Below are 21,937 nucleotides of genomic sequence, written 5' to 3' on the forward strand. Positions count from 1 at the left end.
GTCTCGCTCTACTCCGACCCGGCGAACGAGTCGCAGGGGCTCTGGATCCTCGAGCGCGCCGGCCTGATCACACTGAAGGCGGGCACCACGAAGGGCGACGCGACGATCGCCGACATCGCGACCAACCCGAAGCACCTGAAGTTCCCGCTGCTCGACTTCGCGGCCCAGTCCCGCGCCCTGCCCGACCTGGACGCCGCGGTCGGCTACACCGAGTACTACCTGGCGGCCAAGGTGCCGATCAGCAAGCAGATCTTCGCCCCGGCCGCACCCGACGAGTTCGCCGGGCAGCTCACCATCGGCAGCGACTTCGCCGACACCGAGAACATCAAGAACCTGGTCGCCGCGTTCGCCGACCCGGCCGTGCAGGACTTCCTGGCGACCGACCCCGCCGTTGCGGGCATCCTGCTGCCCATCGACGCCGAGTAACACCCCAGCCCAGCCCGCGAGAGAGGTCGTGTGGTCACCTCGAATCCCTGAGATGACCACACGACCGCTTTGGTGTGCCCCGAGCACTTGGAATGCAAGCTGACACTTGCATAAAATGGAGGGCATGGGAGATGTGTTCCGGGCCCTCGCCGATCCGACCCGGCGCCAGATCCTCGACGAACTCGTAATTCGCGATGGCCTGACGCTGTTCGAGATCTGCGCCCGGCTGATGACGGTGCACGGAGTGGCCTCCACCCGCCAAGCCATTTCCCAGCATCTCGCGGTGCTCGAGGAGGCCGACCTGGTGCGCACCCGCCGGGTCGGTCGCACCAAGATCCACGACCTGAACTCTGCGCCCCTCCGCGCGATCACCGACCGCTGGCCCATCACCCGATAGGAGAATCCCGTGCCCATCCGCATCAACCTCACGAGTATTTTCGTCGACGACCAGGCCAAGGCGCTCGCCTTCTACACCGAGAAGCTCGGCTTCGTGCTGAAGAACGATGTGCCCATCGGCCTGCATCGATGGCTCACCGTTGTCGGCCCGGGGGAGCCCGACGGCGTCGAGCTGCTCCTCGAACCCGACGAGCACCCCGCAGCGAAGGCGTACCTGGCCGCGCTCGTCGAAGACGGTATCCCGGCCACCTCGTTCGCGGTCGATGACGTGGCGGCCACGGTGCGCGAGCTCGAGGCGAACGGAGTGAGAGTCACCCAGCCGGCGACCCCGATGGGCCCGGTGCTGGTGGCCACCATCGACGACACCTGCGGCAACCTGATCCAGCTGACCAGCCCGGCCTGATCGGCTAGGCCGAGGCTGAGCAACGCACGCTGAGAAGGAGAACGGTCGCAAATAAGGACATCGTGCGCGATCCAGTCCTTGTCAGCTCACTTTTTCCTTATTGCGGGGTGCTGTTAGAAGGTGTGCTCCGGTGCGGGGAAGGTACCCGCCGTCACCTCGGCCGCGTAGTCCTGGGCGGCGGTGAGCAACACGGAGTGCATGTCGGCGTACTGCTTGACGAAGCGGGGGAGCCGGCCGGTGCGGAGGCCCACCATGTCCTGCCAGACGAGCACCTGGGCGTCGCAGCCGTTGCCAGCGCCGATGCCCACGGTGGGGATGCGCAGGGCCGCGGTGATGTCGGCGGCCACGTCACCGGGCACCATCTCCATCAGCACCGCGAACGCCCCCGCCGCCTCGAGTGCGCGGGCGGCGTCCAGCAGCCGCTCGGCATCCGCGCCGCGTCCCTGCACGCGGTATCCGCCCAGGCTGTGCTCGGCCTGCGGTGTGAAGCCGATGTGGGCCATCACGGGGATGCCGGAGCGGGCGAGGAGCTCGACCTGCGGAACCATCTCGGCGCCGCCCTCGAGTTTGACCGCGTGCACGCTCGCCTCCTTCATGAACCGCACCGCGGTGTGGAAGGCTTGCTCGGCAGAGACCTGGTAGGAGCCGAACGGCAGGTCCGCGATCACCAGTGCGTGCTCGGCGGACCGGGTGACCGCGCGGGCCAGGGGGATCAGTTCGTCCACGGTGACCGGCAGCGAGGTCTGGTTGCCGAACACGTTGTTGGACGCCGAATCGCCCACGAGCAGCACCGGGATGCCCGCCTCGTCGAACGTCGCCGCGGTGTACATGTCGTACGCCGTGAGCATCGCCCATTTCTGGCCGCGCTCCTTCAACTCCTGCAGGTGGTGGATGCGCACCCGTTTGCGGGTGGCCGGAGCGTTCGCCGCGTTACCGTAGGGAGCAGGTTGCTCATTCATGCGTGCCTTTCAGGATTCAAGTGACCTTTCACCCTAGGACCGATTGCGTACAGTGAGATCCCTATGGACACCTCCTTCACCGTTCCCCTGGCCGACCGCTATCTGGAGGACTACCGGCCCGGAATCGTCGCCGAGTACGGGGCGGCGTTGGTCAGCGAAGAGAGCATCGTCGCGTTCGCCGCCGCCTTCGACCCGCACGCGATGCACCTGGACCCGGCGGCGGCGCTCGCCGGGCCGTTCGGCGGCCTGATCGCCAGCGGGTGGCACACCACCGCCGTGATGATGCGGATCATGGTGGACAACTACCTGAACGAGCACCAGCCTGGGCTCCCCGGGCGTGGACGAGCTCCGGTGGATCCTTCCGGTGCGAGCCGGCGACATCCTTTCGGCCCGGTTCACCGTGCTCTCTGCCCGGCAATCGGCGTCCAAGCCCGATCGTGGCCTCGTGCACACGCGCATCGAGGCGCGGAACCAGTCCGGTGACCTGGTCATGTCCCAGGTGATGATGAACCTGATCCGCCGCCGCGCCTGATCGCCGAGGACTACTGCGCGGAGTAGCCGCCCGTCGACGAGGTGGTAGCTGCCGGAGATGAATGATGCGGCGTCGCTGAGCAGGAACAGGGTCAGAGCGGCGACCTCCTTGTCGGTGCCGAGACGGCGGGACGCGTGCTGGGCCTCGAGCGCGGTGAGCGCCTCGGGGGAGAGGCTGGAGCGCACCAGCGGGGTGTCGATGAAGCCGGGGCCGACAGCGTTGGTGCGGACGCCATCCGCGGTGTACTCCAGCGCGGCGACCTTGGTGAGTCCGATCAGGGCGTGCTTGCTCGTCACGTACGCGGCGTTCTCGGCGATGCCGACAGAGCCGAGCACGGAGGCCATGTTGACCGCGGCGCCGCCGCCGGCGGCCACGATGGCGGGCAGCTGGAACTTCGGGCCGTAGAAGACGCCGTCCAGGTCGACGGCGCGCACGCGGTCCCAGGCGGCGATGTCGTAGTCGCCGATCTTCTGCGGCGCGGCTCCGATGCCGGCGTTGTTGACGGCCAGGTGCAGGGCGCCGAAGGTTTCCTGGGCGAAGGTGACGGCCGCTTCGGAGTCTTCCCACTTCGCGGTGTTCTGCGTGAACGCGGCGGCCTTGCCGCCGGCGGCGATGATCTCGTCCGCGACCGCCTGCGCGGCCTCGAGCTTGATGTCGGTAATCACCACGGCGGCGCCTTCCGCGGCGAGCTCCCGGGAAATCTCGGCGCATTGAGAATGCTGAACTTATGCGTTCGCATAAAAGCAAACCACGGGTCGGTATTAAGTATTCCACAGCTAATTGTTGCAGCTACAACCATTTGAGGTATGGTTGTAGATACAAGCACTTCACCGCGATTCCCGGGAGCCAGTCATGAGCGTCACCACCGACGAGCAGATCCTCAACGCCGACACATCAATGGGAGCGGTGACCCTCCGGGTCGGCGACCTCGACACCATGTCGGACTACTACTCGCGGGCATTCGCCATGGAGCCCCTCGAGGAGCGCAGCCGCTCCCGCGAGGTGCACCGCGTACTCGGGCGCGGCACCACCCCGCTGGTGCGCCTCATTCACACCCCGGACCTGCCCCGCGTCGATCCGCGTCAGGCCGGCCTGTTCCACACCGCGTTCCTCTTCGAAACCCCCGAAACCCTGGCCGCCACCGTGTACCGCGCCGCGCAAGACCCGCGCAGCCGGTTCGTCGGCTCCAGCGACCATCTCGTCAGTGAGGCGTTCTACTTCACCGACCCCGAGGGCAACGGTGTCGAGCTGTACACCGACCGGGACCGTGACCGCTGGATCCACGACGGTGAAGAAATCCGGATGGCCACCGAATACCTCGACCCCAACTCCTACCTGCAGAACCACCTCAACCAGAGGGTCCTGGATGCCGGCCCCGCCGAGGCCGGCGCCGTCGGGCACGTGCACCTGCAGGTCGGCGACGTGCAGACGGCCCGCACGTTCTACGTCGACGCGCTCGGCTTCGCAGCCACGCAGACCGGCTATCCGGGTGCGCTGTTCGCCTCGGCCGGCGGCTACCACCATCACATCGCCATGAACGTGTGGAACAGCCGCGGCTCCGGACCGCGTGCGGCCAGCCTCGGCCTCGGCGACGTGGCCGTCACCGTGCCCGACGTCGCCGACCTTGAGTCCCTCACCGCCCGCCTGGCCGCCACGTCCATTCCGTTCGCCGGCGACGGCCGGTCCGTCACCGTCACCGACCCGTGGGGCACCCAGGTGACCATTGGCCTGCCCGACCTCTCCGTCGACGAGCTGATCGCCCGATGACCGCGCTGCGGGATGTCCGCTCGCCCGCCTGGCCAACCGACCCGATGGCCGAGCCGGTCGTGCTGCTCCTGATGCACGGCTACGGATCGAACGAACACGACCTCACCGGGCTGATGCCCGCCCTCGGACTCGACCTGCCCTGGGCTTCGCTCCGCGCGCCGCTCGATGCCGGCAATGGTGGCGCGGCTTGGTTCGCCATCACGACCCCCGGCAACCCCGGCGCTCAGCCGGTCGCTGCGGCAACCGAGGCGATCTGGGCCTGGGTCGACGCCAACCTGGCTTCCGGCACCCGGGTGATCCCGATCGGCTTCTCGCAGGGCGGCCTGATGGCCAGCCAGCTGCTCCGCACCCGGCCGGAGCGGGTGCTGGCCCCGGTCGTGCTGGGCGGCTTCGTGCTCGGTGCGGCCCAGCCCGGCGACGACACCCTTGCCGCAGAGCGCCCCGCGCTCTTCTGGGGCCGCGGCGCCGAAGACCGGGTCATCGGCGCGCCCGCGATCGATCGCACGAGCTCGTTCCTGCCGCTGCACTCCACCCTGGTCGAGCGGGTGTATCCGGGCCTTGCCCACGGGATCAACGCTGCTGAGCTCGGCGACGTGCGCGAATTCGTCACGATCAACGCCGGCATCGGGGCCGTGGGCGGCCGCTGAGCCCGGCTACGCCGTCCGAGATCGGATCTTCACCTTTCGGACTGCTCGTCGTTCGCCCGGTACACCTCGAAGGTGAGCCGCGGCATCCTGGCGAAGTCCGTCTCGGGTTCCCAGCCTTCGACCAGAGCCAGGTTGCGCTCGACCTCCTCCGGCCAGCGCATGCCGACGATGCCCGAGGTGACCCGGGTGTCGGACAGCACGAACTTGAGGGCCACCTCATAGAGGTCGTGCGCCGACTGCCAGCCGGGGGCCAGGAACGCTGCTTCGCGCTGGAAAACCCCGGAGGTCATCGTGCGCATCGAGACGACACCGACGTTCTTCTCGGCGGCCTGGATCAGGAAATGGTTCGCTGCGGCCTGGTAGATGATGTTGTACGCGACCTGGTAGACCTCGATGGCGTCATGCTCCAGGAACGGCAGGACGGACCAGGGCTCCTCCGTCGTGATCCCGATGTGCCCGATCGTACCCGCCTCGCGGAGCTCGATCAGGGCGTCGAGCGGGCCGCCCGTCAACACGTGCTCAACGTCGGCGGGGGTGTACATCCGGCCGTGGATCTGCATGAGGTCGATGCGGTCGGTCTGCAGGCGGTGCAGGCTTTCGTGGACGCTGTCGATGACTCCGTCGTGATCCAGTTCGTACCAGACCTTGCTGGCCAGCACGCAGTCCTCGCGACGGGATCTCATCACCTCACCGATCAGGGTTTCGCTGTAGCCCTTGCACGACCTTCCGACCTTCCGCTGTCCTCGGGTTCCACCCGGATGACTCCTCGACGTAGGCGAACGCCGCTCCGCCGATCGCCAGAGGAGACACCTGCAGACCGGTGCGGCCGAGCTCGCGCTTGTGCAGGTGTCGACACTAGGGTGACCCGGCCCGCGGAGGCAGGCTCTGCCAGTACCTGTAACGACAGGGACTCGCGCGTGGGGCCGCTCGGGCGTTGACTGGAGACCGCTTCTCACCCAGGTAAGGAACCCCCATGCGAGCAACACTGATGTACGGCGCCGGCGATGTCCGCGTCGAGACCGTGCCCGACCCGATCATCCAGCAGCCCACCGACGCCATCGTGCGCGTCGTCGCCGGCTGCATCTGCGGCAGCGATCTCTGGCCGTATGCGTCCAAGCCGGCTTCGGAGCACGGCTCGCGGATGGGCCACGAGTTCGTCGGCATCGTCGAAGAGCTGGGCGGCGACGTGGTCGGCCTCGCGACGGGCGACTTCGTCATTGCGCCGTTCGTCGCCTCCGACGGCACCTGCGACTTCTGCCGCGAAGGCCTGCAGACCTCCTGCCGGCACGGCGAGCACTGGGGCAGCCCCGGCGACGGCGGCCAGGGCGAATTCGTGCGCGTGCCCCAGGCGGCCGGCACCCTCGTCGTCGTCCCCGCCGGATTCGACGAGGCACTGATCCCGTCGCTGCTCAGCCTGTCCGACGTGATGTGCACCGGCTACCACGCGGCCAAGAAGGCCCACATCCTGCCCGGGCAGTCCGTCACCGTGATCGGCGACGGCGCGGTCGGCCTCTCGGCCGTGCTCTCGGCCAAGCTCCTCGGCGCCGGCCAGGTCATCTTGATGGGCCGGCACCAGGCCCGCACCGACCTGGGCCGTCGGTTCGGTGCCACCGACGTGGTCGCCGAACGGGGCGAGGAGGGTATCGCCAAGGTCAAGGAGCTCACCGGCGGTGACGGCACCCACGTGGTGCTCGAGGCCGTCGGGCTCAAGTCCGCGATCGAGACGGCCATCGCCGTGGTGCGCGACGGCGGGGTCATCAGCAGGGTGGGCGCGCCCCAGTTCGGTGAGGTCCCGCTGGGCTTTCCCGAGTTCATGCGCAACATCACCCTGACCGGTGGTGTCGCCCCGGCCCGCGCCTACATCGACGAGCTGCTGCCGCTGGTGCTGGACGGGACCATCGAACCCGGCAAGGTCTTCGACCGCACCGTCGGCTTCGACGAGGTAGCCGCCGGCTACCGGGCGATGGCCGACCGCGAAGCACTCAAAGTGCTCATCCGCCCGTAGGCCGCTCGTGGACCGACGTGACGTCCTCACCAAAGCGGTGGGAGCCGGTCTCGTGACCGGCGTGCTCTCCGCCTGCACCCAGGTCGTCGCCGACATGATCGCCACCGCGGTCAGCGTGGACGTGTATCGGATCGAGGCCGCCGCCGCCTATCCGCCCGACTACGACGGGATTGTTGCGCGAAACAGCCGCGAACAAGAGGACGACGCCCGCCCCGCAATCGTGAACGGATTGCCCGACCGAGCGGTGTCCCGGCGCGACGATCGGCGAAGGCCTCGCCGTGCAGGGCGAGGAAGCCGCCGAAGCCCAGGCGGACGTCGAGGCGTGGCTCGGCCGCATCGGCGTGTGATTGGAAGGAAGACCGAGAGGGGGACTTACAGGCACTCCCATCCCCAACACCCCCGGATTAGCGTAGGAATATGACTATCGACCTCACTCTCAACAACGGCGTGGTTCTGCCCGCCATCGGCCTCGGCGTCTTCCAGACCCCGCCCGACGTCACTACGGATGCCGTCGCCACGGCTCTGCAGGCCGGCTACCGGCACATCGACACCGCCGCCGCCTACGCCAACGAGCGCGAGGTCGGTGAGGGCATCCGCCGCTCCGGCATCGACCGCTCCGAAGTTTTCATCGAGACCAAGGTCTGGATCAGCGACTACGGCTACGACCAGACCCTGCACGCCTTCGACAAGAGCGCCGGCAAGCTCGGCGTGGACCAGCTCGACCTGTTCATCCTGCACCAGGCCCTGCCCGGCGACTTCGACAAGGCCATTCAGGCCTACCGGGCTCTCGAGAAGCTCCTCGCCGACGGGCGTGTGCGCGCCATCGGCGTCAGCAACTTCATGGTCGAGCACCTCGAGACGCTGCGGAAGGAAAGCACGATCGTGCCCGCGGTGAACCAGATCGAGGTGCACCCGTACTTCTCCCAGCCCGAGGTGCGGAAGGCCAATTCAGACCTCGGCATTCTCACGCAGGCCTGGTCGCCGATCGGCGGCATCACCTCGTACCGCGGCGACGCCAGCACGAGCACCTTCACCGACCCCGTGATCCTGGGCATCGCCGGCGCCCACGGCAAGAGCGCCGCGCAGGTCATGCTGCGCTGGCAGCTGCAGCTCGGCCACTCGGTCATCCCGAAGTCGGTGCGCCCTGTGCGCATTCGTGAGAATTTCGACGTCTTCGACTTCGACCTCACCGCCGACCAGATGAGCGCCATCGACGCCCTCGACACCGGGGTGCGCGGAGGACCGGCTCCCGAGGCGGTCACCCTCGAGGCTTTCGGCCGGGAGATCCCGGAGGCTTGATTCAGGCGGCGCGGGCGGACCTCAGCCCTGGCTGAGGCCGATGACGACGTTCACGACCCCGATGGCGGCGAGGGGATACGGCCAGAAACGCATCGGGATGAAGAAGAACGTCGACGACGGGCGGGCCCAGATCTGCTGGCCGGTCTCCTGGTTCACCACGGCGACCGGTCGGTGGGTCACCTTCGCACCGCGTTCATTGACCACCGGTTCGGCCAACGGCTGGTAGACGAACGACGGCTTGGCCTTGTCGAGTTTGGGCAGCAGGTACTTCGAAAACGCCCAGAGCGCGGCTGCGCCGAGCAGGAACCCGGTGCCGAGGAACGTGTTGGTCACCGGTGCGTTCGAATCGGCGGCCGGGGCGCCGAGCGCCTTCAGCGCGAACCCCAGGCCCACCGAGAGACCGAAGGACACAATGACAAGCATTCCCCAGCGGGACGGATGATCTTGGTTCACCGTAGGAGTCCAGGATGTCGCGCATCTCCGGCCCACCCCGCCCAGCCCTTGGTGTCGCTCCCGTAAGGGACTTCGCACCCGCCTACCCGCGAGCTGCTCGCGCTCGCGCTGTGATCGCGAGAATGACGTCGGTCTTGGCGTCCGCGTAGGCGTTCATGTCGTCCCACCGGCGCCGGAGCAGCGATCTCTTGGTGCTCTCGAAGAGAGCGCGATCCGCCGCGTTCGAGCGCAGCCAGTCGCGGAGCAGCAGGTACTCGACCACCGCAGGATCACCCTGCTGATAGACGTGCACATGGACGTCGCGGGTTGCGTGCGCACGAGACGGTGCCCCGGTTCACGGGTCCGCAGTTCGTACCCGGCGCCCAGCAGCGCCTCGAGGTAGTCCTCTTCGGCGGTGATGTCGTCCACCGTGACCACGATGTCGATTATCGGTTTTGCTGCCAGCCCGGGGACGGAGGTGGAACCGATGTGCTCGACGCCCACGTTCGCTGCGAGAGCGGTCAGGATCTGGCGCCGGTGCTCCAGGTAGCGGCCGACCCACCGCTCGTCATGGCTGTGGAGCTCGAGCGTGAGTGGTTCGGGGCCACCGATCAGCTCTACCGCCGAGACGTCCGGCCGCCGCGCACCGTCGCTTCTCTTCACCAGAACATGCTCGCATCGGCGAACACCGGCCGACGACCAAGGCGGTAGCGCATCCGGCAACGTGCGTCTAAACTTGAGTCGCGTCCACTCAAGTATTTGCGAAGGATGGTGTGATGGCCAACATGCAGGGTGCCCCCGGAACCGACGAGAAGCAGAAGACCGCGCTGGAGCAGTACGGCGTGAATCTCACCGAGATCGCCCGGAGCGGCAAGCTCGACCCCGTGATCGGGCGGGATGCCGAGATCCGCCGGGTGAGCCAGGTGCTCACTCGGCGCACCAAGAACAACCCCGTTTTGATCGGCGAACCCGGCGTCGGCAAGACCGCCGTGGTGGAGGGCCTCGCCCAGCGCATCGTGGCCGGTGACGTGGCCGACTCCCTCAAGGGCAAGCAGCTGGTGTCGCTCGACCTGGCCGCCCTGGTGGCGGGAGCCAAGTACCGGGGCGAGTTCGAGGAGCGGCTCAAGGCCGTGCTCAAGGAGATCAATGACGCCGACGGGCAGATCATCACCTTCGTCGACGAGTTGCACACCCTGATGGGCGCCGGCGGCGGCGAAGGCTCCGTGGCCGCATCCAACATGCTCAAGCCCATGCTCGCCCGCGGGGAACTGCGCCTGATCGGTGCGACCACGCTCAACGAATACCGCGAGTTCATCGAAAAGGACGCCGCGCTCGAGCGCCGTTTCCAGCCGGTGCTGGTGGACGAACCCAGCGTGGAAGACACCGTCGCCATTCTGCGCGGGCTCAAGGAGAGGTACGAGGCGCACCACAAGGTGTCCATCGCGGATGCCGCGCTCGTCGCGGCGGCGTCGCTCTCGAACCGCTACATCACCGCCCGGCAGCTTCCGGACAAGGCCATCGACCTCATCGACGAGGCCGCCAGCCGGCTGCGGATGGAGATCGACTCCTCGCCGGTGGAGATCGACGAACTACGCCGCAGCGTCGACAGGCTCAAGCTCGAGGAACTCGCGCTGAAGAAGGAGAAGGACGATGCCTCCAAGGCGCGGCTGGAGAAGCTGCGCGATGATCTTGCCGAACGGCAGGAGAAGCTCGGCGAGCTACAGGCCCGCTGGGACAAGGAGCGTTCGTCGCTGAATCGGGTCGGCGACCTGCGCAAGCGCCTCGACGACGCGCGCAGTCAGGCGGAAGTGGCCGAACGCCGCGGCGACCTGGAGAAAGCGTCCCGGCTGCTGTACGGCGACATCCCGGTCATCCAGCGCGAGCTCGCGGAGGCCGAGCAGACCGAGCAGGAGGGGGCCCGGATGGTCGGCGACCAGGTCACCGCCGAGGACATCGCCGCGGTGGTCGCCGCGTGGACCGGCATCCCGGTCGGCCGGCTGCTGCAGGGCGAGACGGAGAAGCTGCTCAACCTCGAGGGCGAGCTCGGCCACCGGCTGATCGGCCAGAAGCAGGCCGTGCGCGCCGTCGCCGACGCCGTGCGCCGCTCGCGGGCCGGCATCTCCGACCCCGCCCGCCCGACCGGGTCGTTCCTGTTCCTCGGCCCCACCGGCGTGGGCAAAACCGAGCTCGCCAAGGCGCTGGCCGAGTTCCTCTTCGACGACGAAAAGGCCATGGTGCGCATCGACATGAGCGAGTACGGCGAGAAGTTCTCCGTCTCCCGCCTGGTCGGCGCCCCTCCCGGCTACATCGGCTACGAACAGGGCGGCCAGCTCACCGAGGCCGTACGCCGCCGGCCGTACTCGGTGATCCTCTTCGACGAGGTGGAGAAGGCCCACCCCGAGGTGTTCGACGTGCTGCTGCAGGTGCTCGACGACGGCCGGCTCACCGACGGCCAGGGCCGCACGGTCGACTTCCGCAACACCATCCTGGTGCTCACCTCCAACCTCGGCTCGCAGTACCTCGTCGACCCGGTGCTCAGTTGGGAGGAGAAAGAGCGGGCCGTGCAACAGATGGTGCGGCAGGCGTTCAAGCCCGAATTCGTGAACCGGCTCGACGACATCGTGGTGTTCTCGTCGCTGTCCACCGACGACCTCGCCCAGATCGTGGAGCTCTACGTCGACCGGCTGCAACGCCGCCTGGGCGAACGCCGGCTCGAGCTGGCGGTGACCCCGGATGCCCGCGCCTGGCTGGCCGAGCGCGGCTACGACCCGATCTACGGGGCCCGGCCGTTGCGGCGGTTGATGCAGACCGAGATCGACGACCGCCTGGCGACAGCGCTGCTGGCCGGCAGCATCCGCGACGGTGAAACCGTGCTCGTGGACCTGGCGGCGGATGGTGAGTCGCTCACGGTGGGCTCGACCCCGGTCGGGCATGCCTAGCCCAAAGTCCCCGTAACGGGGGACATCAGGCCCCGGACCTGCTTGAATGCAGGAGAGGGCTGCCACTGAGGCCGAGATGCCTCGCTAGCCTACGGGTTCGCCTGGTGGGACAACCTGCTCGCCAACGCCGTCAAATTCGTCCGGCCGCAGGGCACCGTCAGCCTCAGCGTCGGCCAGGACGGCACCGGTGCCGTGCTGCGGGTGACCGACGACGGCATCGGGCTCAGCGCCGAAGACCAGCGCCAGGTGTTCACGGTGCGCCTGCCGCTGCAAACCGCGATGGCCGGCTAGGAGAGCGCCCGGTCGAGGTCGTTGATGAGATCTTGGGGGTCTTCGATGCCCACCGAAAGGCGGATCAGGCCGTCGGCGATGCCCAGCCGGTCCCGCAACTCCTGGCTGAACGACGTGTGCGTTGACGTGGCGGGGTGCAGCGCCATCGACCGGGTGTCACCGATGTTGGTCATGTGGCTGATCACCCGCAATCTGTCGAGGAACCGGCCCGCGCCGGCCTCGCCGCCGCGCACGGTGAAGGAGAACACCGACCCGCTGCGGCCGCCGTACAGCCGCTGCGCGAGGTCGAACGCCGGGTTGCCGGGCAGCCCCGCGTAGTCGACGCTCTCCACTCCCGGATGCTCGGCCAGCCAGGCCGCGATGGTCAGCGAATTCGACAGGTGCCGCTCCATCCGCAGCGACAGGGTTTCGATGCCCTGGTGCAGCAGGAACGAGTTGAACGGCGACAGCGCCGGGCCGATGTCGTTCACCACGGCCTCCCGGGTGGCCCGGGCGTACGCCGTGCGACCGAACTTCTGGGCGATCGACGGCAGGCCGCCGGCGGACGCGGTGATCAGCGGGAACGAACGGTCCGCCGCGGCCCAGTCGAAGGTGCCGCCGTCGACAATGGTGCCGGAGATCGCGGCGCCGTGACCGCTGAGGAACTTGGTCGAGGAGTGCACCACGACGTCGGCGCCGTGCTCGAACGGGCGGATCAGGAACGGGGACGCGATGGTGTTGTCCACCACGAACGGGAGGCCGTGCCGTGTGGCCACCGCGGCGACTCGGCCGATGTCGACGATGTCGTTCTTCGGGTTCGGGATGGTCTCGCTGAAGATGGCCTTGGTGTTCGGAGTGATGACGCGGTCCCACTCGTCGTCGTCGAACTCGTCCCAGACGTAGTCCACGGTGACCCCGAACCGGGCGAAGCTGCGGCCGAAGAGGATCCGGGTGCCGCTGTAGATGCTCGCCGTGGACACGATGTGATCGCCGGCCTGCGCGATCGACAGCAGCGCCGCGGTGATCGCGGCCTGGCCGGACGCGACCACGATGGCCTCGGTGCCGCCCTCCAGCGACGCGATCCGCCGCTCGGCCACCGCCCCGGACGGGTTGCGCTGCCGGGAGTAGATGAGACCGTCGGCCTCGCCGTTGAACCGGCCCTTGGCATCCGCGAAAGAGTCGAACCGGAACCCGGCGGTCATGTTGATCGGCGGGATCCGGGCCCCGCTGGTGAGCTCGTCGTATTCGCCGGCGTGCACCTGGCGGGTGTCGAAGGCGTAGCCGTCCCAGTTGTATTCCGGGTCGGCTGCGGCGTCTCTGTTCGTCGGGGCGGTGGTCATCGTTGGGGTGTCGCTTTCAGTCGGCGAACGGCTGCGGCCATCTGAAGCACGGCCTGTTCGAGGAGGGGGCGGGGCATGGCGAAGATCAGGCGGACATGGTCGCCGAAGCCGCGACCGCAGAGGGACCCGTCGGTCATCGTCACCCCGGCTTCGAGACGGAAGAAGTCGGCGATGGACCCGTCGATGCTGAGAGCCGAGCAGTCCAGCCAGGCGATGTAGGTGGCGTCGGGCACGGTGTAGCGCACCTCGGGCAGGTGCTCGGCGAGCAGGTCCTGCAGCACCAGGCGGTTGCCGTCGAGGTAGTCGATCACGCCGGCCAGCCAGTCGCCGCCCTCCTCGTAGGCGGCGGTGGCGGCGATCACCCCCGGCGTGGAGGCGCCGTGCACCACCGTGAAGCCGTAGACCTGGTACACCTCTTCGTCGGCGGGGTTGGTCGTGATGAACTGCGCCGTCTTGAGGCCGGGCAGGTTCCAGGCCTTGGACGCGGACGTGGCGGTGATGGTGTGCCGGGCGCTCTCCGCGGAGATCGACGCATACGGGATGTGCCGGGTGTCGCCGTAGCGCAAGGGGGCGTGGATCTCATCGGCGAAGACCCGGCCGCCCCAGCGCTCGACGATCTCGGCGATGCCTTCGAGTTCGGCCAGGGTGAGGGCCGTGCCGGTGGGATTGTGCGGGTTGCACAGCACCAGGGTGCGGGCGCCGGCGGCGAAGGCCGCATCGATGGCGGCGAGGTCGTGGGTCCACCGGCCGTCCACGGCCAGGCCGGGAACCTCGAAGATTTCCCGGCCCAGGGTGGGCGTGAAGCTGAGGAACGGCATGTAGGAGGGGGTGGGCACGATGACGCCGCTTCCGGCCGGCGAGAACCGGCGAACGGTGACATCGAACGCGCTCATCACGTCGGACACCGGGTGGATGTTCTCCGGCGGCACCGCCCAGCCGTAGTCATCGAGCAGCCATCCGGCCGTGGCTTCCGCCATCCGGCGGGTGGTGGTTGGCGCGAGGTAGCCCAGGTCACAGTCGCTCACTGCCTGGTGCAGCGCCGCGGTCACCGCCGGTGCGGTGCCGAAGTCCATCTCGGCGACCCAGGCACCGATGGTGCCGGGGTGCAGGCTCCACTTGCGGCTGCTGGACCGGCTGAGTTCGTCACGCGTGATCTCGTCGAGACGGGTTGCAAAGGATGTTGTCGTCATCTGTAAACTTTCGGCTCTGTGAGGACGGGCAGCTCCTGTCGACCCTAGTAATGGCAAGGCGCGGGGCCGAAACAGATGACGCTTCGCGTCATTCCTCCTTTACGCCGTGTGTCAGCGTGCGGCGGATTGTTGCGGCCGGCCGCCCCGCTGCGGCGGCCGCGCCCTAGCGTCGAGGAATGACGACTCGGCAGCTCACCCCGCCCGCGACCGAGCCAGACGACCGCCTCATCCTCAGCGCCATGGTGCGCACCCTGGGGGCGTTCCCGTCCGGCTGGCGGTACCCCGGCGCGCACAACGACCCCGGAAAGGACGCCGACGCGCTCAAACGGGTGGCCCTAGCGGCGGAGAAGGCCGGTTTTGATTTCCTGTTCCTGGGTGACTGGCTCTCCACCGACACCGACCTGGAGTTCTCCGACCCGCACCTGCTGTCCCGTGCGGATTCGCTGAGCACCGCCTCCTACCTGGCCGCCGCGACCCGGCGGATCGGCATTGTGGGCACCGTGAACGTCTCCCATTCCGAGCCGTACGCCACCGCTCGGGCCGCGGCTTCCATCGACCGGCTCAGCTCCGGCCGGTTCGGGCTGAACCTCACGGTGGGCACGGATGCCCGCGGCGCGGCGAATTTCGGCAAGGCCGGGCACGTGCCCGATTTCGACCGCTTCGACGTGGCGGAGGAGTACGTGCAGGTGCTGCACGGGCTGTGGGACGGTTGGGACGAGAAGGCCTTCGTACGGAACGCCGCGACCGGCACGCTGATCGACCGGGCCCTGGTGTCGACCCTCGACCACGTCGGCCGGTCCTACGCCGTGGCCGGGCCGCTCAACGTGCAGCGTCCGGTGCAGGGCCACGTGCCCCTGATGCACGCGGGCACGTCGCGCCGGGCGCAGGAGTTCTCCGCCGCATCGGCCGACATCTACCTGGTGGCGCCGGCCACTCTCGAGGAGGCGGTGACCCTGTACGCGCAGACGAAACAGCGGGTCACGGCGCTGGGCCGGCCGGCGGACGCACTGTCGATCGTGGCGCCGATCCTGCCGATCGTGGGGGAGCAGCGCGCCGACGCGTGGGAGGTGTACGACCGGCTGGTGGGACTCTTCCAGGTGGACGACGGCACCCCGACGGCGGCCGCGCTCGGCCTGCCGACCAACCGGAGCGCGCAAAGCCTGCGGCAGCTGGTGGGTCTGCCCCTGGCCGACCGGGGCATCGACGACGTGGTGACCGCGCCGACCGCGGCCCGGTTCAACGACACCGGCCGTCGGCTGCTCGCCGTGGTCGCCGAGCGGTCCGGGCGCACCGTCGGCGGCGACCGCCCGGTCACCTACCGGCACCTGTTGGTGGCGCACCTGGTGCGCTCACCCATCATCGTGGGATCGGCGGCGGACATCGCCGACCAGATGGAACGCTGGTACCGGGCCGGCGCCGTGGACGGCTTCGGGGTGCTCAGCGCGTTCCTGCACGAGCAGTTCGAAACGTTCACCCGACTCGTGGTGCCCGAACTCGTGCGCCGCGGCCTGGTGCGGGAGGCCTATTCGGCCAGCACCCTGCGTGGTCACCTCGGGTCGACGGTTCCGGGCCGCAGCCGATGACCGCGCCGAACCGGTATTACCTCGACGCGGTGGCCGTGGAGACCGAACGGAAGGCCGCGCTCGCCGTGCCGATCCAGTCACCGCACCCGGGCGCCCCAGCCGGCATCGCCGCCGACGTGCGCGCCGCCCTGGCCCTGCTGCAGCCGGAGCTGCTGACCCTGTCGCACCGCATCTTCGACCACGCCGAGGAGGCGTTCCGGGAGACGAACAGCGTCGCCGACATCCGTGCCCTGCTGGCCGCGCACGGCATCGCGTCCCACGGCAACGCCTACGGCCTCGCCACGGCGTTCGAGGCGGAGATCGGCGACCCGGCCGGCCCCACCGTGGCGATCCTCGCCGAGTACGACGCCCTGCCCGGCATCGGCCACGGTTGCGGGCACAACATCATCGCCGCCGCCGCGGTCGGCGCGTTCCTGGCGCTGGCCGCCGTCGCCGACCGGCTGCCCGGCCGGGTGGTGCTGCTGGGCACCCCCGCCGAGGAGGGCGGCAACGGCAAGGAGCTGCTGGCCCGGGCGGGCGCGTTCGACCTGGTGGATGCGGCGATCATGGTGCATCCGTTCGGCTACGACGCCGCCGACCATCCGTTCATCGGCCGGCGGATCGTGCGGGTGCGCTACACCGGGGTGGCCGCGCACGCGTCGGCGAGCCCGTTCATGGGCCGGAACGCCCTGGATGCGGTGGCGCTGAACTACCAGGCGGTCGGGTTCCTGCGCCAGCATCTGCCGCCGGGCGACCGGATCCACGGGGTGGTGCTGGCCGGCGGTGACCGGCCCAACATCGTGCCCGCGTTCGCCGAACTGGAGTATTACCTGCGCTCGCCCGCGGTGGAGACGCTCAAGGACCTCAGTCGCCGGGTGGAGGACATCGCCCACGGCAGCGCCTTGTCGACCGGCACCACCGTGGAGGTGGACTGGGACCCGGCGCCGTACTCCCTGCCGATCCGGTTCAATCAGCCGCTGACCGCGCGCTGGGCCGTGCGGCAGGCGGAACTCGGCCGCACCGTGCTGACCCGGGCGGTGGTTCCCAGCGAACTGGCGGCCTCCACCGATTTCGGCAACGTCAGCGCCAGGGTGCCGTCGATCCACCCGGTGATCAAGGTGAGCCCGCCCGGGATCTCCCTGCACACCACCGAGTTCGCCGACTACGCGAACGGGCCGGAGGGCGACCGGGCAGTGTTCGACGGCGCGGACGGGCTGGCGCTCACCGCCGCCGATTTCCTGTTCGACGACGAGCTGCGCCAGGCGGTGTCGGCGGACTTCGCCGCATGCGGTGGGGTGCTGGACGTGGAAGGCTATTTCTCATGAGTTCTCTGATTGCCCCCGAGGCCACCCCCGTCGTGCACGTGCTGCACGAGAATCCCGACTGGTTCGGCCCGTTCCAGGCCGCGTTCGAGGCCGCGGGCGTGCCGTACCGCGAATGGCTGCTCGTGGACGGTGTGCTCGACCTCGACGAGGCGCCGCCGGCCGGCATTTTCTGGTCGCGGATCAGCGCCTCCGCGCACACCCGCGGGCACGGACTGTCGAAGGACTACACCCGCAGCGTGCTCAACTGGCTGGACGCGTACGGCGCCCGCACCGTGAACGGCCGCCGCACCATCGAACTCGAGGTCAGCAAGGTGGACCAGCTCACCCGGCTGCGGGCGCAGGGGTTCGACGTGCCGCGCACCCGCGTGGTCGTCGGCACGCACCGGCTGGTCGAGGCGGCGCAGGGCTTCCCCACGCCGTTCATCACCAAGCACAACCAGGGCGGCAAGGGCCTGGGCGTGCAGAAGTTCGACAGCGCCGCAGAGCTGGCCGCTGCCATCGACGCCGGCCGGTACGAGGAGCCGGAGGACGGCATCTCGCTGCTGCAGGAGTTCGTGGTGGCGGCGAAGCCCGAGGTGACCCGGGTGGAGATCGTCGGCGACGAGTTCATCTACGCGATCACCGCCGACACCGCCCGCGGCGGCTACCAGCTGTGCCCGGCGGATGCCTGCGCCATCGACCCGACCACCGGTGCGCTGCTGCTGCCGCCCGGCGCCACCATCCTGCCCGAGGCCGGACAGCAGATCTTCGCCCGCCGGGAGGGGTTCGACTCGCCGATCATCGACCGGTACCGGGCGTTCCTGCGCGCGGAAGGCATCGAGATCGCCGGCATCGAGTTCATCGAGACCGCCGACGGCCGGCTGGTGACCTACGACGTGAACACCAACACCAACTACAACGCGCAGATCGAGGCCGACGCCCCGAAGAGCGGCCCCGGGGCGATCGTCGCCTACCTGGCGGGGCTGCTCGCCGAGGTCTACCCCGACGTGCCCGCGGACGCATGAGCGGGCCGGGCCTGACGGGCGTGCGGGTGCGCCCAGCCGCCCCGCACGAGTTCGGGCGGGTGGCCGACCTCGTGGAGCTCGGCTTCCGGAACGGCCCGTACGGGCACCTCCCGGTGTCGGCGGCCCGCACCGCGCTGGTGCGCGATTCGGCCGGTCGGGCGGCGGCGGGCGCGTTGCTCGTCGCTGTTGATGGGCACAGTGCTGTCGATGGGCACAGTGCTGTCGATGGGCACAGCGCTGTTGATGCAGCCGATGAGACGGCCGTCGTGCCGCTCCTCGGCACCGCCAGCCTGCTACGCGCCGGCGCATCCGGCACCCGGTTGGCCCGGCAGGGTGAGGCCGAGCTCCGGCTGATCGCGGTCGACCCGGATGCCCGCGGCCGGGGGATCGGCGAAGCGCTGGTGCTGCACGCGCTGGCGGTGGCCGCCCAGTGGGGCGTCGACGCCGTGGTGCTCGACACCGGCTCGCTCAATCTGCCGGCGCAGCGGCTCTACGACCGGGTCGGCTTCACGCTCGTGCATGACCGGGTCCCTGGCGGCCTGGGCGGCCCGGGTTCACCCGACGCGATCCCGCCCGTGGTCTACCGATTCGCGCTGTCCACGCGGCGGGCCTGTCGGTAGACGGCACTATTGTCGGACCATGCCATATGAGCGTATCGGCCTTGTCGTTGGGCCGGAGCAGTGATCATCGGTTTTGCGATCGGGTGGCTTTTCGCCCCGTGGCGGACGGGGTGCTCGATGGACTGGGCGTGGGTGAGTCTCTTCGTGACGTCTCCCGGCTTCGGTGGTGTTGCAGCGGTCATCGCCGCTTTGATTGCATTCGCCGCCGCAAGGCAATCCGCCCGCGAGGCAGGCCGGCAAGAAGAACAAAATCGACAGCAGCGAAACGGAGCGGATCGCAAGGCCCAGTGGTGGGCTCGGGCTCAGTGGGCTCTTGACCTGACTGTGAGCGGTGACACGGACAAAGCTACAATCGGGCACCGAGTCTTGAGTTCACTGGCGGAGAGCGAATGGGCTGACGAACACGAGGCTGACGTGATCGCCGCGGCAACCGACGAAGCCCTGGAAGCTGTGCCCGAATCCTCGACGGAGGGCCGCCGCTGGGCCAGAATATGGAGTGGGAGGTAGACATGGCGCTCAACAGAAGAAACGCGAAGATGGGCAAGTCCCTCACGCGGGATGCCAAAGCTCCCGCGGGGGATGGGTATCGCTCAGCGTCATCGGGGAGATACGTTTCTCAGGCTGAACGCGTTGCCGCGGCACGTGCACGGGTGACGGCCGACGCAAAGCGAGGTGTCAAGACGGCCACGTGGATCGTCGATCTGGCGAAGCAGGCTTAGCCGCAGGACAATCAGCCGCAGCGCAAGCATCGTTACCGCGTGTTGCGAGTGTGACGCCGCGGGACGCATCATCCGTCAATTGCGCGTGGCCGGGCCGTAGCGTGCAGTCATGAGCACAGAGACGATCAACACAGAGACGATTTCCCCGGCCATCGACCGCGCTGCATTCGGATCAGAGTGGGAGGCGTGGCATGCCGCGCACGAGACGCAGCGCGCGTCGGAGCACGGCTTCCTCGCGATCACCGGGCTGCACTTTCTCACCGAGGAGCCGCAGCGTTTCGAGGATGCGCCCGGCGCCTGGTCGGCCACCGCCGACGGGCCGGTGGTGGAGCTCGCCCAGGGGGAGGAACTCAGCGTCGCCGCCGGGCCGCTGACCGGCCGGCACGACTTCGGGCCGGTCGCCGAGCGGGACGGCCTCAACGCCGTCGCGGGCGAGACCGTGATCGAGATCGCCAAGCGCGGTGGCCACATCGTCGTGCGGCCCCGGCACCCCGGCACCGCGTTCCGGGCGGCGTACCCGGGCACACCCACTTACCTGCCGAACCCGCGCTGGTTCGTCGCCGCCCGGTACCTTCCGTTCGGGACGCCCCGCGAGGTCACCGTCGGTGCCGCGGTCGAGGGCCTGCAGCACGTCTACGAGGCGCCGGGGGAGCTGGAGTTCGAGCTCCGCGGCGAGACCTTCCGGCTCACCGCGTTCAACGGGCATGCCCCGGACAGCCTGCTCGTGCTGTTCACCGACGCCACGAGCGGCATCACCACGTATGCGGCCAACCGGGCGTTGTCGGTGGCCGCGCCCGATGCATCCGGCGCCACCACACTGGACTTCAACCGGGCCGTGAACCTGCCCTGCGCGTACACCGATTACGCCACCTGCCCGCTGCCGCCGGCGGAGAACCGGCTGCCGATCGGGATCGAGGCGGGGGAGAAGACACCGCTCGACCGCATCACCGTGGAGCTCTGACCCGTGAAGTTCCAGGTTCTCGACATCATCCCGTACCTCACCAACCCGGTCACCGGCCGGATCGTGTCACCCAGCGACCGGTTCGCGCAGACCATCCAGGTGGCCCGCCGGGCGGAGGAACTGGGCTTCGATGCCTACTCGGTGGGGGAGCGGCACGCTGGGCGCTTCCTGTCCTCGGCGCCGGCCGTGCTGCTCGGCGCGATCGCGGCAACCACCTCGCGCATCCGGCTGCAGTCCGGCGTGACCGTGTTGTCGCTGCTCGACCCGATCCGGGTGGCCGAGGACTACGCCACCATCGACCAGATCTCCCGCGGCCGGCTCGACCTCACCATCGGCAAGGGCAACGAGGCCCAGCATTTCCCGCTGTTCGGGCTGCTCGTGGAGGACCAGTGGGAGCTCGTCGCCGAGAAGTACGAGCTGCTGCGCCGGCTGTGGCGGGAGACCGGCGTGACCTGGTCCGGTGAGTTCCGGCCCCCGGTCGTCGACATCACCACCCTGCCGCGCCCGTACGCCGGCGCACCACGGGTGTGGCACGGGTCGGCGACCACGCTGGCCTCGGCCGCGCTGGCCGCCAAGTGGGGCGACCCGCTGTTCACCGCCAACGCCATTCAGCCACGGCAGAACTACTCGGTGCTGATCGAGCACTACCGCGACGAATACGCACGAAACGGGCACGACCCGCGGTTCGCGTATCTGGGGTCAGGGTCGGGCAGCACCTTCCTCGCCGACACCACCCAGCAGGCCAAGGAGCAGTACGGGCCGGTCTATGAGGCCATCGTCGCGGCGACCCACGTGCCGGGCAACAACACCCCGTTCCGTGACATCGACCACGCCGTGGCGGAGGGCCCGGCGCTGGTGGGCAGCCCGCAGCAGGTGATCGACAAGATCCTGTCGTACCACCAGCTGTTCCGGCACGACCTGCAGTCGATCAGCCTGCCGACGACGGTGCCGTTCGAACAGCAGCTGGAGATCCTCGAGCGGTTCGCCACCGAGGTGATTCCCACGGTGCGCCGCGAGGCCCCCACCACCCTGTGGGGCGACGACGACCCGTACGGCGCCCGCCCGGCCTTCGCCGGCGCCCAGTCAGCGGATGCGGCCGCCGCCGTCACCGCGGCCTCGCGGCCTCGCGTGCTCGCCTGAC

The 21,937-nt window shown here is 69.0% G+C and carries 21 protein-coding genes and 2 pseudogenes; 16 read left to right on the forward strand and 7 right to left on the reverse strand.

Annotated features, from left to right (window positions below):
• From JWP54_RS09285 to JWP54_RS09295, 3 genes are all read left to right on the forward strand, one after another.
• On the forward strand, nt 1-426 hold a 426-nt coding region (locus JWP54_RS09285), incomplete at its 5' end, for a MetQ/NlpA family ABC transporter substrate-binding protein (RefSeq protein WP_297370806.1).
• Between the two features lie 124 nt (nt 427-550).
• Nucleotides 551-823: a helix-turn-helix transcriptional regulator gene (locus tag JWP54_RS09290; RefSeq protein ID WP_297370809.1), complete on the forward strand. Its 273-nt coding sequence runs from the start codon at nt 551-553 to the stop codon at nt 821-823.
• A 9-nt stretch (nt 824-832) separates the two neighbouring features.
• Nucleotides 833-1,225 (forward strand): VOC family protein, encoded by a 393-nt coding sequence (locus JWP54_RS09295; RefSeq protein WP_297370811.1) that lies wholly within the window; start codon nt 833-835, stop codon nt 1,223-1,225.
• A 113-nt stretch (nt 1,226-1,338) separates the two neighbouring features.
• On the opposite strand, the gene panB is transcribed toward JWP54_RS09295, so the two are convergent.
• Nucleotides 1,339-2,184, reverse strand: coding sequence for a 3-methyl-2-oxobutanoate hydroxymethyltransferase (gene panB / locus JWP54_RS09300; protein ID WP_297370813.1), 846 nt, complete (start codon nt 2,182-2,184; stop codon nt 1,339-1,341).
• Between the two features lie 201 nt (nt 2,185-2,385).
• Here panB and JWP54_RS17715 point away from each other — a divergent pair, with 201 nt between their 5' ends.
• Nucleotides 2,386-2,667, forward strand: coding sequence for a MaoC/PaaZ C-terminal domain-containing protein (locus JWP54_RS17715; protein WP_367274207.1), 282 nt, complete (start codon nt 2,386-2,388; stop codon nt 2,665-2,667).
• A gap of 138 nt (nt 2,668-2,805) precedes the next feature.
• Here JWP54_RS17715 and JWP54_RS17720 read toward each other — a convergent pair.
• A pseudogene (locus tag JWP54_RS17720) lies at nt 2,806-3,384 on the reverse strand (SDR family NAD(P)-dependent oxidoreductase); the annotation flags it as partial.
• A gap of 184 nt (nt 3,385-3,568) precedes the next feature.
• On the opposite strand from JWP54_RS17720, the gene JWP54_RS09310 reads away from it, so the two are divergent.
• The gene (locus JWP54_RS09310) at nt 3,569-4,483 is read left to right on the forward strand and encodes a VOC family protein (protein ID WP_297370817.1); all 915 of its coding nucleotides are present in this window, start codon (nt 3,569-3,571) and stop codon (nt 4,481-4,483) included.
• A complete protein-coding gene (locus tag JWP54_RS09315; protein ID WP_297370819.1) occupies nt 4,480-5,130 on the forward strand; it encodes a hypothetical protein in 651 nt (216 codons plus the stop codon). The genes JWP54_RS09310 and JWP54_RS09315 overlap by 4 nt, the downstream gene beginning before the upstream one ends.
• 29 nt (nt 5,131-5,159) lie before the next feature.
• On the opposite strand, the gene JWP54_RS09320 is transcribed toward JWP54_RS09315, so the two are convergent.
• Nucleotides 5,160-6,116 (reverse strand): aldo/keto reductase, encoded by a 957-nt coding sequence (locus JWP54_RS09320; RefSeq protein ID WP_367274204.1) that lies wholly within the window; start codon nt 6,114-6,116, stop codon nt 5,160-5,162.
• Here JWP54_RS09320 and JWP54_RS09325 point away from each other — a divergent pair.
• Both JWP54_RS09325 and JWP54_RS09330 read left to right on the forward strand, forming a co-directional pair.
• The gene (locus JWP54_RS09325; protein WP_297370824.1) at nt 6,104-7,135 is read left to right on the forward strand and encodes an alcohol dehydrogenase catalytic domain-containing protein; all 1,032 of its coding nucleotides are present in this window, start codon (nt 6,104-6,106) and stop codon (nt 7,133-7,135) included. The two genes, JWP54_RS09320 and JWP54_RS09325, sit on opposite strands and share 13 nt — an antisense overlap.
• A gap of 417 nt (nt 7,136-7,552) precedes the next feature.
• Nucleotides 7,553-8,434, forward strand: a complete 882-nt coding sequence (locus JWP54_RS09330) for an aldo/keto reductase (protein ID WP_297370826.1) — start codon at nt 7,553-7,555, stop codon at nt 8,432-8,434.
• Between the two features lie 21 nt (nt 8,435-8,455).
• Here JWP54_RS09330 and JWP54_RS09335 read toward each other — a convergent pair whose 3' ends face one another.
• Nucleotides 8,456-8,857 (reverse strand): hypothetical protein, encoded by a 402-nt coding sequence (locus tag JWP54_RS09335; protein WP_297370828.1) that lies wholly within the window; start codon nt 8,855-8,857, stop codon nt 8,456-8,458.
• A 112-nt stretch (nt 8,858-8,969) separates the two neighbouring features.
• Nucleotides 8,970-9,529, reverse strand: a pseudogene (locus JWP54_RS09340) (GrpB family protein).
• 113 nt (nt 9,530-9,642) lie between these two features.
• Between JWP54_RS09340 and JWP54_RS09345 the strand changes: the two are divergent.
• Nucleotides 9,643-11,805, forward strand: coding sequence for an AAA family ATPase (locus tag JWP54_RS09345; protein WP_297370830.1), 2,163 nt, complete (start codon nt 9,643-9,645; stop codon nt 11,803-11,805).
• A gap of 114 nt (nt 11,806-11,919) precedes the next feature.
• On the forward strand, nt 11,920-12,096 hold the full coding sequence (locus JWP54_RS09350; protein WP_297370922.1) for an ATP-binding protein: 177 nt from the start codon (nt 11,920-11,922) through the stop codon (nt 12,094-12,096).
• Here JWP54_RS09350 and JWP54_RS09355 read toward each other — a convergent pair.
• Entirely contained in the window at nt 12,093-13,415 is a 1,323-nt protein-coding gene (locus JWP54_RS09355) for an O-acetylhomoserine aminocarboxypropyltransferase/cysteine synthase family protein (RefSeq protein WP_297370832.1), read from the reverse strand. The two genes, JWP54_RS09350 and JWP54_RS09355, sit on opposite strands and share 4 nt — an antisense overlap.
• A complete protein-coding gene (locus tag JWP54_RS09360; RefSeq protein WP_297370835.1) occupies nt 13,412-14,605 on the reverse strand; it encodes an aminotransferase class I/II-fold pyridoxal phosphate-dependent enzyme in 1,194 nt (397 codons plus the stop codon). The genes JWP54_RS09355 and JWP54_RS09360 overlap by 4 nt, the downstream gene beginning before the upstream one ends.
• 176 nt (nt 14,606-14,781) lie before the next feature.
• On the opposite strand from JWP54_RS09360, the gene JWP54_RS09365 reads away from it, so the two are divergent.
• The 6 genes from JWP54_RS09365 to JWP54_RS09390 all read left to right on the forward strand — a co-directional run bounded on the left by JWP54_RS09365 (nt 14,782) and on the right by JWP54_RS09390 (nt 21,936).
• Nucleotides 14,782-16,188, forward strand: coding sequence for an NtaA/DmoA family FMN-dependent monooxygenase (locus tag JWP54_RS09365; protein WP_297370838.1), 1,407 nt, complete (start codon nt 14,782-14,784; stop codon nt 16,186-16,188).
• Nucleotides 16,185-17,492: an amidohydrolase gene (locus tag JWP54_RS09370; RefSeq protein WP_297370841.1), complete on the forward strand. Its 1,308-nt coding sequence runs from the start codon at nt 16,185-16,187 to the stop codon at nt 17,490-17,492. Before JWP54_RS09365 ends, JWP54_RS09370 begins: the two co-directional genes overlap by 4 nt.
• Nucleotides 17,489-18,496, forward strand: coding sequence for an alpha-L-glutamate ligase (locus tag JWP54_RS09375; protein WP_297370843.1), 1,008 nt, complete (start codon nt 17,489-17,491; stop codon nt 18,494-18,496). The genes JWP54_RS09370 and JWP54_RS09375 overlap by 4 nt, the downstream gene beginning before the upstream one ends.
• Complete coding sequence (locus JWP54_RS09380) at nt 18,493-19,116, forward strand: N-acetyltransferase (protein WP_297370846.1); 624 nt, start codon at nt 18,493-18,495, stop codon at nt 19,114-19,116. Before JWP54_RS09375 ends, JWP54_RS09380 begins: the two co-directional genes overlap by 4 nt.
• 828 nt (nt 19,117-19,944) lie before the next feature.
• The gene (locus JWP54_RS09385) at nt 19,945-20,796 is read left to right on the forward strand and encodes a DUF1684 domain-containing protein (RefSeq protein WP_297370849.1); all 852 of its coding nucleotides are present in this window, start codon (nt 19,945-19,947) and stop codon (nt 20,794-20,796) included.
• Between the two features lie 3 nt (nt 20,797-20,799).
• Nucleotides 20,800-21,936 carry an LLM class flavin-dependent oxidoreductase gene (locus JWP54_RS09390; protein WP_297370852.1) on the forward strand — a complete coding sequence of 379 codons (1,137 nt, stop codon included), beginning with the start codon at nt 20,800-20,802 and terminating at the stop codon, nt 21,934-21,936.
• Nucleotide 21,937: the final 1 nt, after the last annotated feature.

It is taken from the genome of Cryobacterium sp., from assembly GCF_025463825.1.
GTDB lineage: Bacteria > Actinomycetota > Actinomycetes > Actinomycetales > Microbacteriaceae > Cryobacterium.

What these genes read in the sequence shown, in the direction of transcription:
- JWP54_RS09360 (WP_297370835.1), bottom strand. Translation starts at nt 14,605, where the DNA reads ATGACGACAACATCCTTTGCAACCCGTCTCGACGAGATCACGCGTGAC.
- JWP54_RS09380 (WP_297370846.1), top strand. Translation starts at nt 18,493, where the DNA reads ATGAGCGGGCCGGGCCTGACGGGCGTGCGGGTGCGCCCAGCCGCCCCG.
- JWP54_RS09345 (WP_297370830.1), top strand. Translation starts at nt 9,643, where the DNA reads ATGGCCAACATGCAGGGTGCCCCCGGAACCGACGAGAAGCAGAAGACC.
- JWP54_RS09325 (WP_297370824.1), top strand. Translation starts at nt 6,104, where the DNA reads ATGCGAGCAACACTGATGTACGGCGCCGGCGATGTCCGCGTCGAGACC.
- JWP54_RS09335 (WP_297370828.1), bottom strand. Translation starts at nt 8,857, where the DNA reads ATGCTTGTCATTGTGTCCTTCGGTCTCTCGGTGGGCCTGGGGTTCGCG.
- JWP54_RS09375 (WP_297370843.1), top strand. Translation starts at nt 17,489, where the DNA reads ATGAGTTCTCTGATTGCCCCCGAGGCCACCCCCGTCGTGCACGTGCTG.
- JWP54_RS09315 (WP_297370819.1), top strand. Translation starts at nt 4,480, where the DNA reads ATGACCGCGCTGCGGGATGTCCGCTCGCCCGCCTGGCCAACCGACCCG.
- JWP54_RS09385 (WP_297370849.1), top strand. Translation starts at nt 19,945, where the DNA reads ATGAGCACAGAGACGATCAACACAGAGACGATTTCCCCGGCCATCGAC.
- JWP54_RS17715 (WP_367274207.1), top strand. Translation starts at nt 2,386, where the DNA reads ATGCACCTGGACCCGGCGGCGGCGCTCGCCGGGCCGTTCGGCGGCCTG.
- JWP54_RS09330 (WP_297370826.1), top strand. Translation starts at nt 7,553, where the DNA reads ATGACTATCGACCTCACTCTCAACAACGGCGTGGTTCTGCCCGCCATC.
- JWP54_RS09355 (WP_297370832.1), bottom strand. Translation starts at nt 13,415, where the DNA reads ATGACCACCGCCCCGACGAACAGAGACGCCGCAGCCGACCCGGAATAC.
- panB (WP_297370813.1), bottom strand. Translation starts at nt 2,184, where the DNA reads ATGAATGAGCAACCTGCTCCCTACGGTAACGCGGCGAACGCTCCGGCC.
- JWP54_RS09370 (WP_297370841.1), top strand. Translation starts at nt 16,185, where the DNA reads ATGACCGCGCCGAACCGGTATTACCTCGACGCGGTGGCCGTGGAGACC.
- JWP54_RS09310 (WP_297370817.1), top strand. Translation starts at nt 3,569, where the DNA reads ATGAGCGTCACCACCGACGAGCAGATCCTCAACGCCGACACATCAATG.
- JWP54_RS09290 (WP_297370809.1), top strand. Translation starts at nt 551, where the DNA reads ATGGGAGATGTGTTCCGGGCCCTCGCCGATCCGACCCGGCGCCAGATC.
- JWP54_RS09365 (WP_297370838.1), top strand. Translation starts at nt 14,782, where the DNA reads ATGACGACTCGGCAGCTCACCCCGCCCGCGACCGAGCCAGACGACCGC.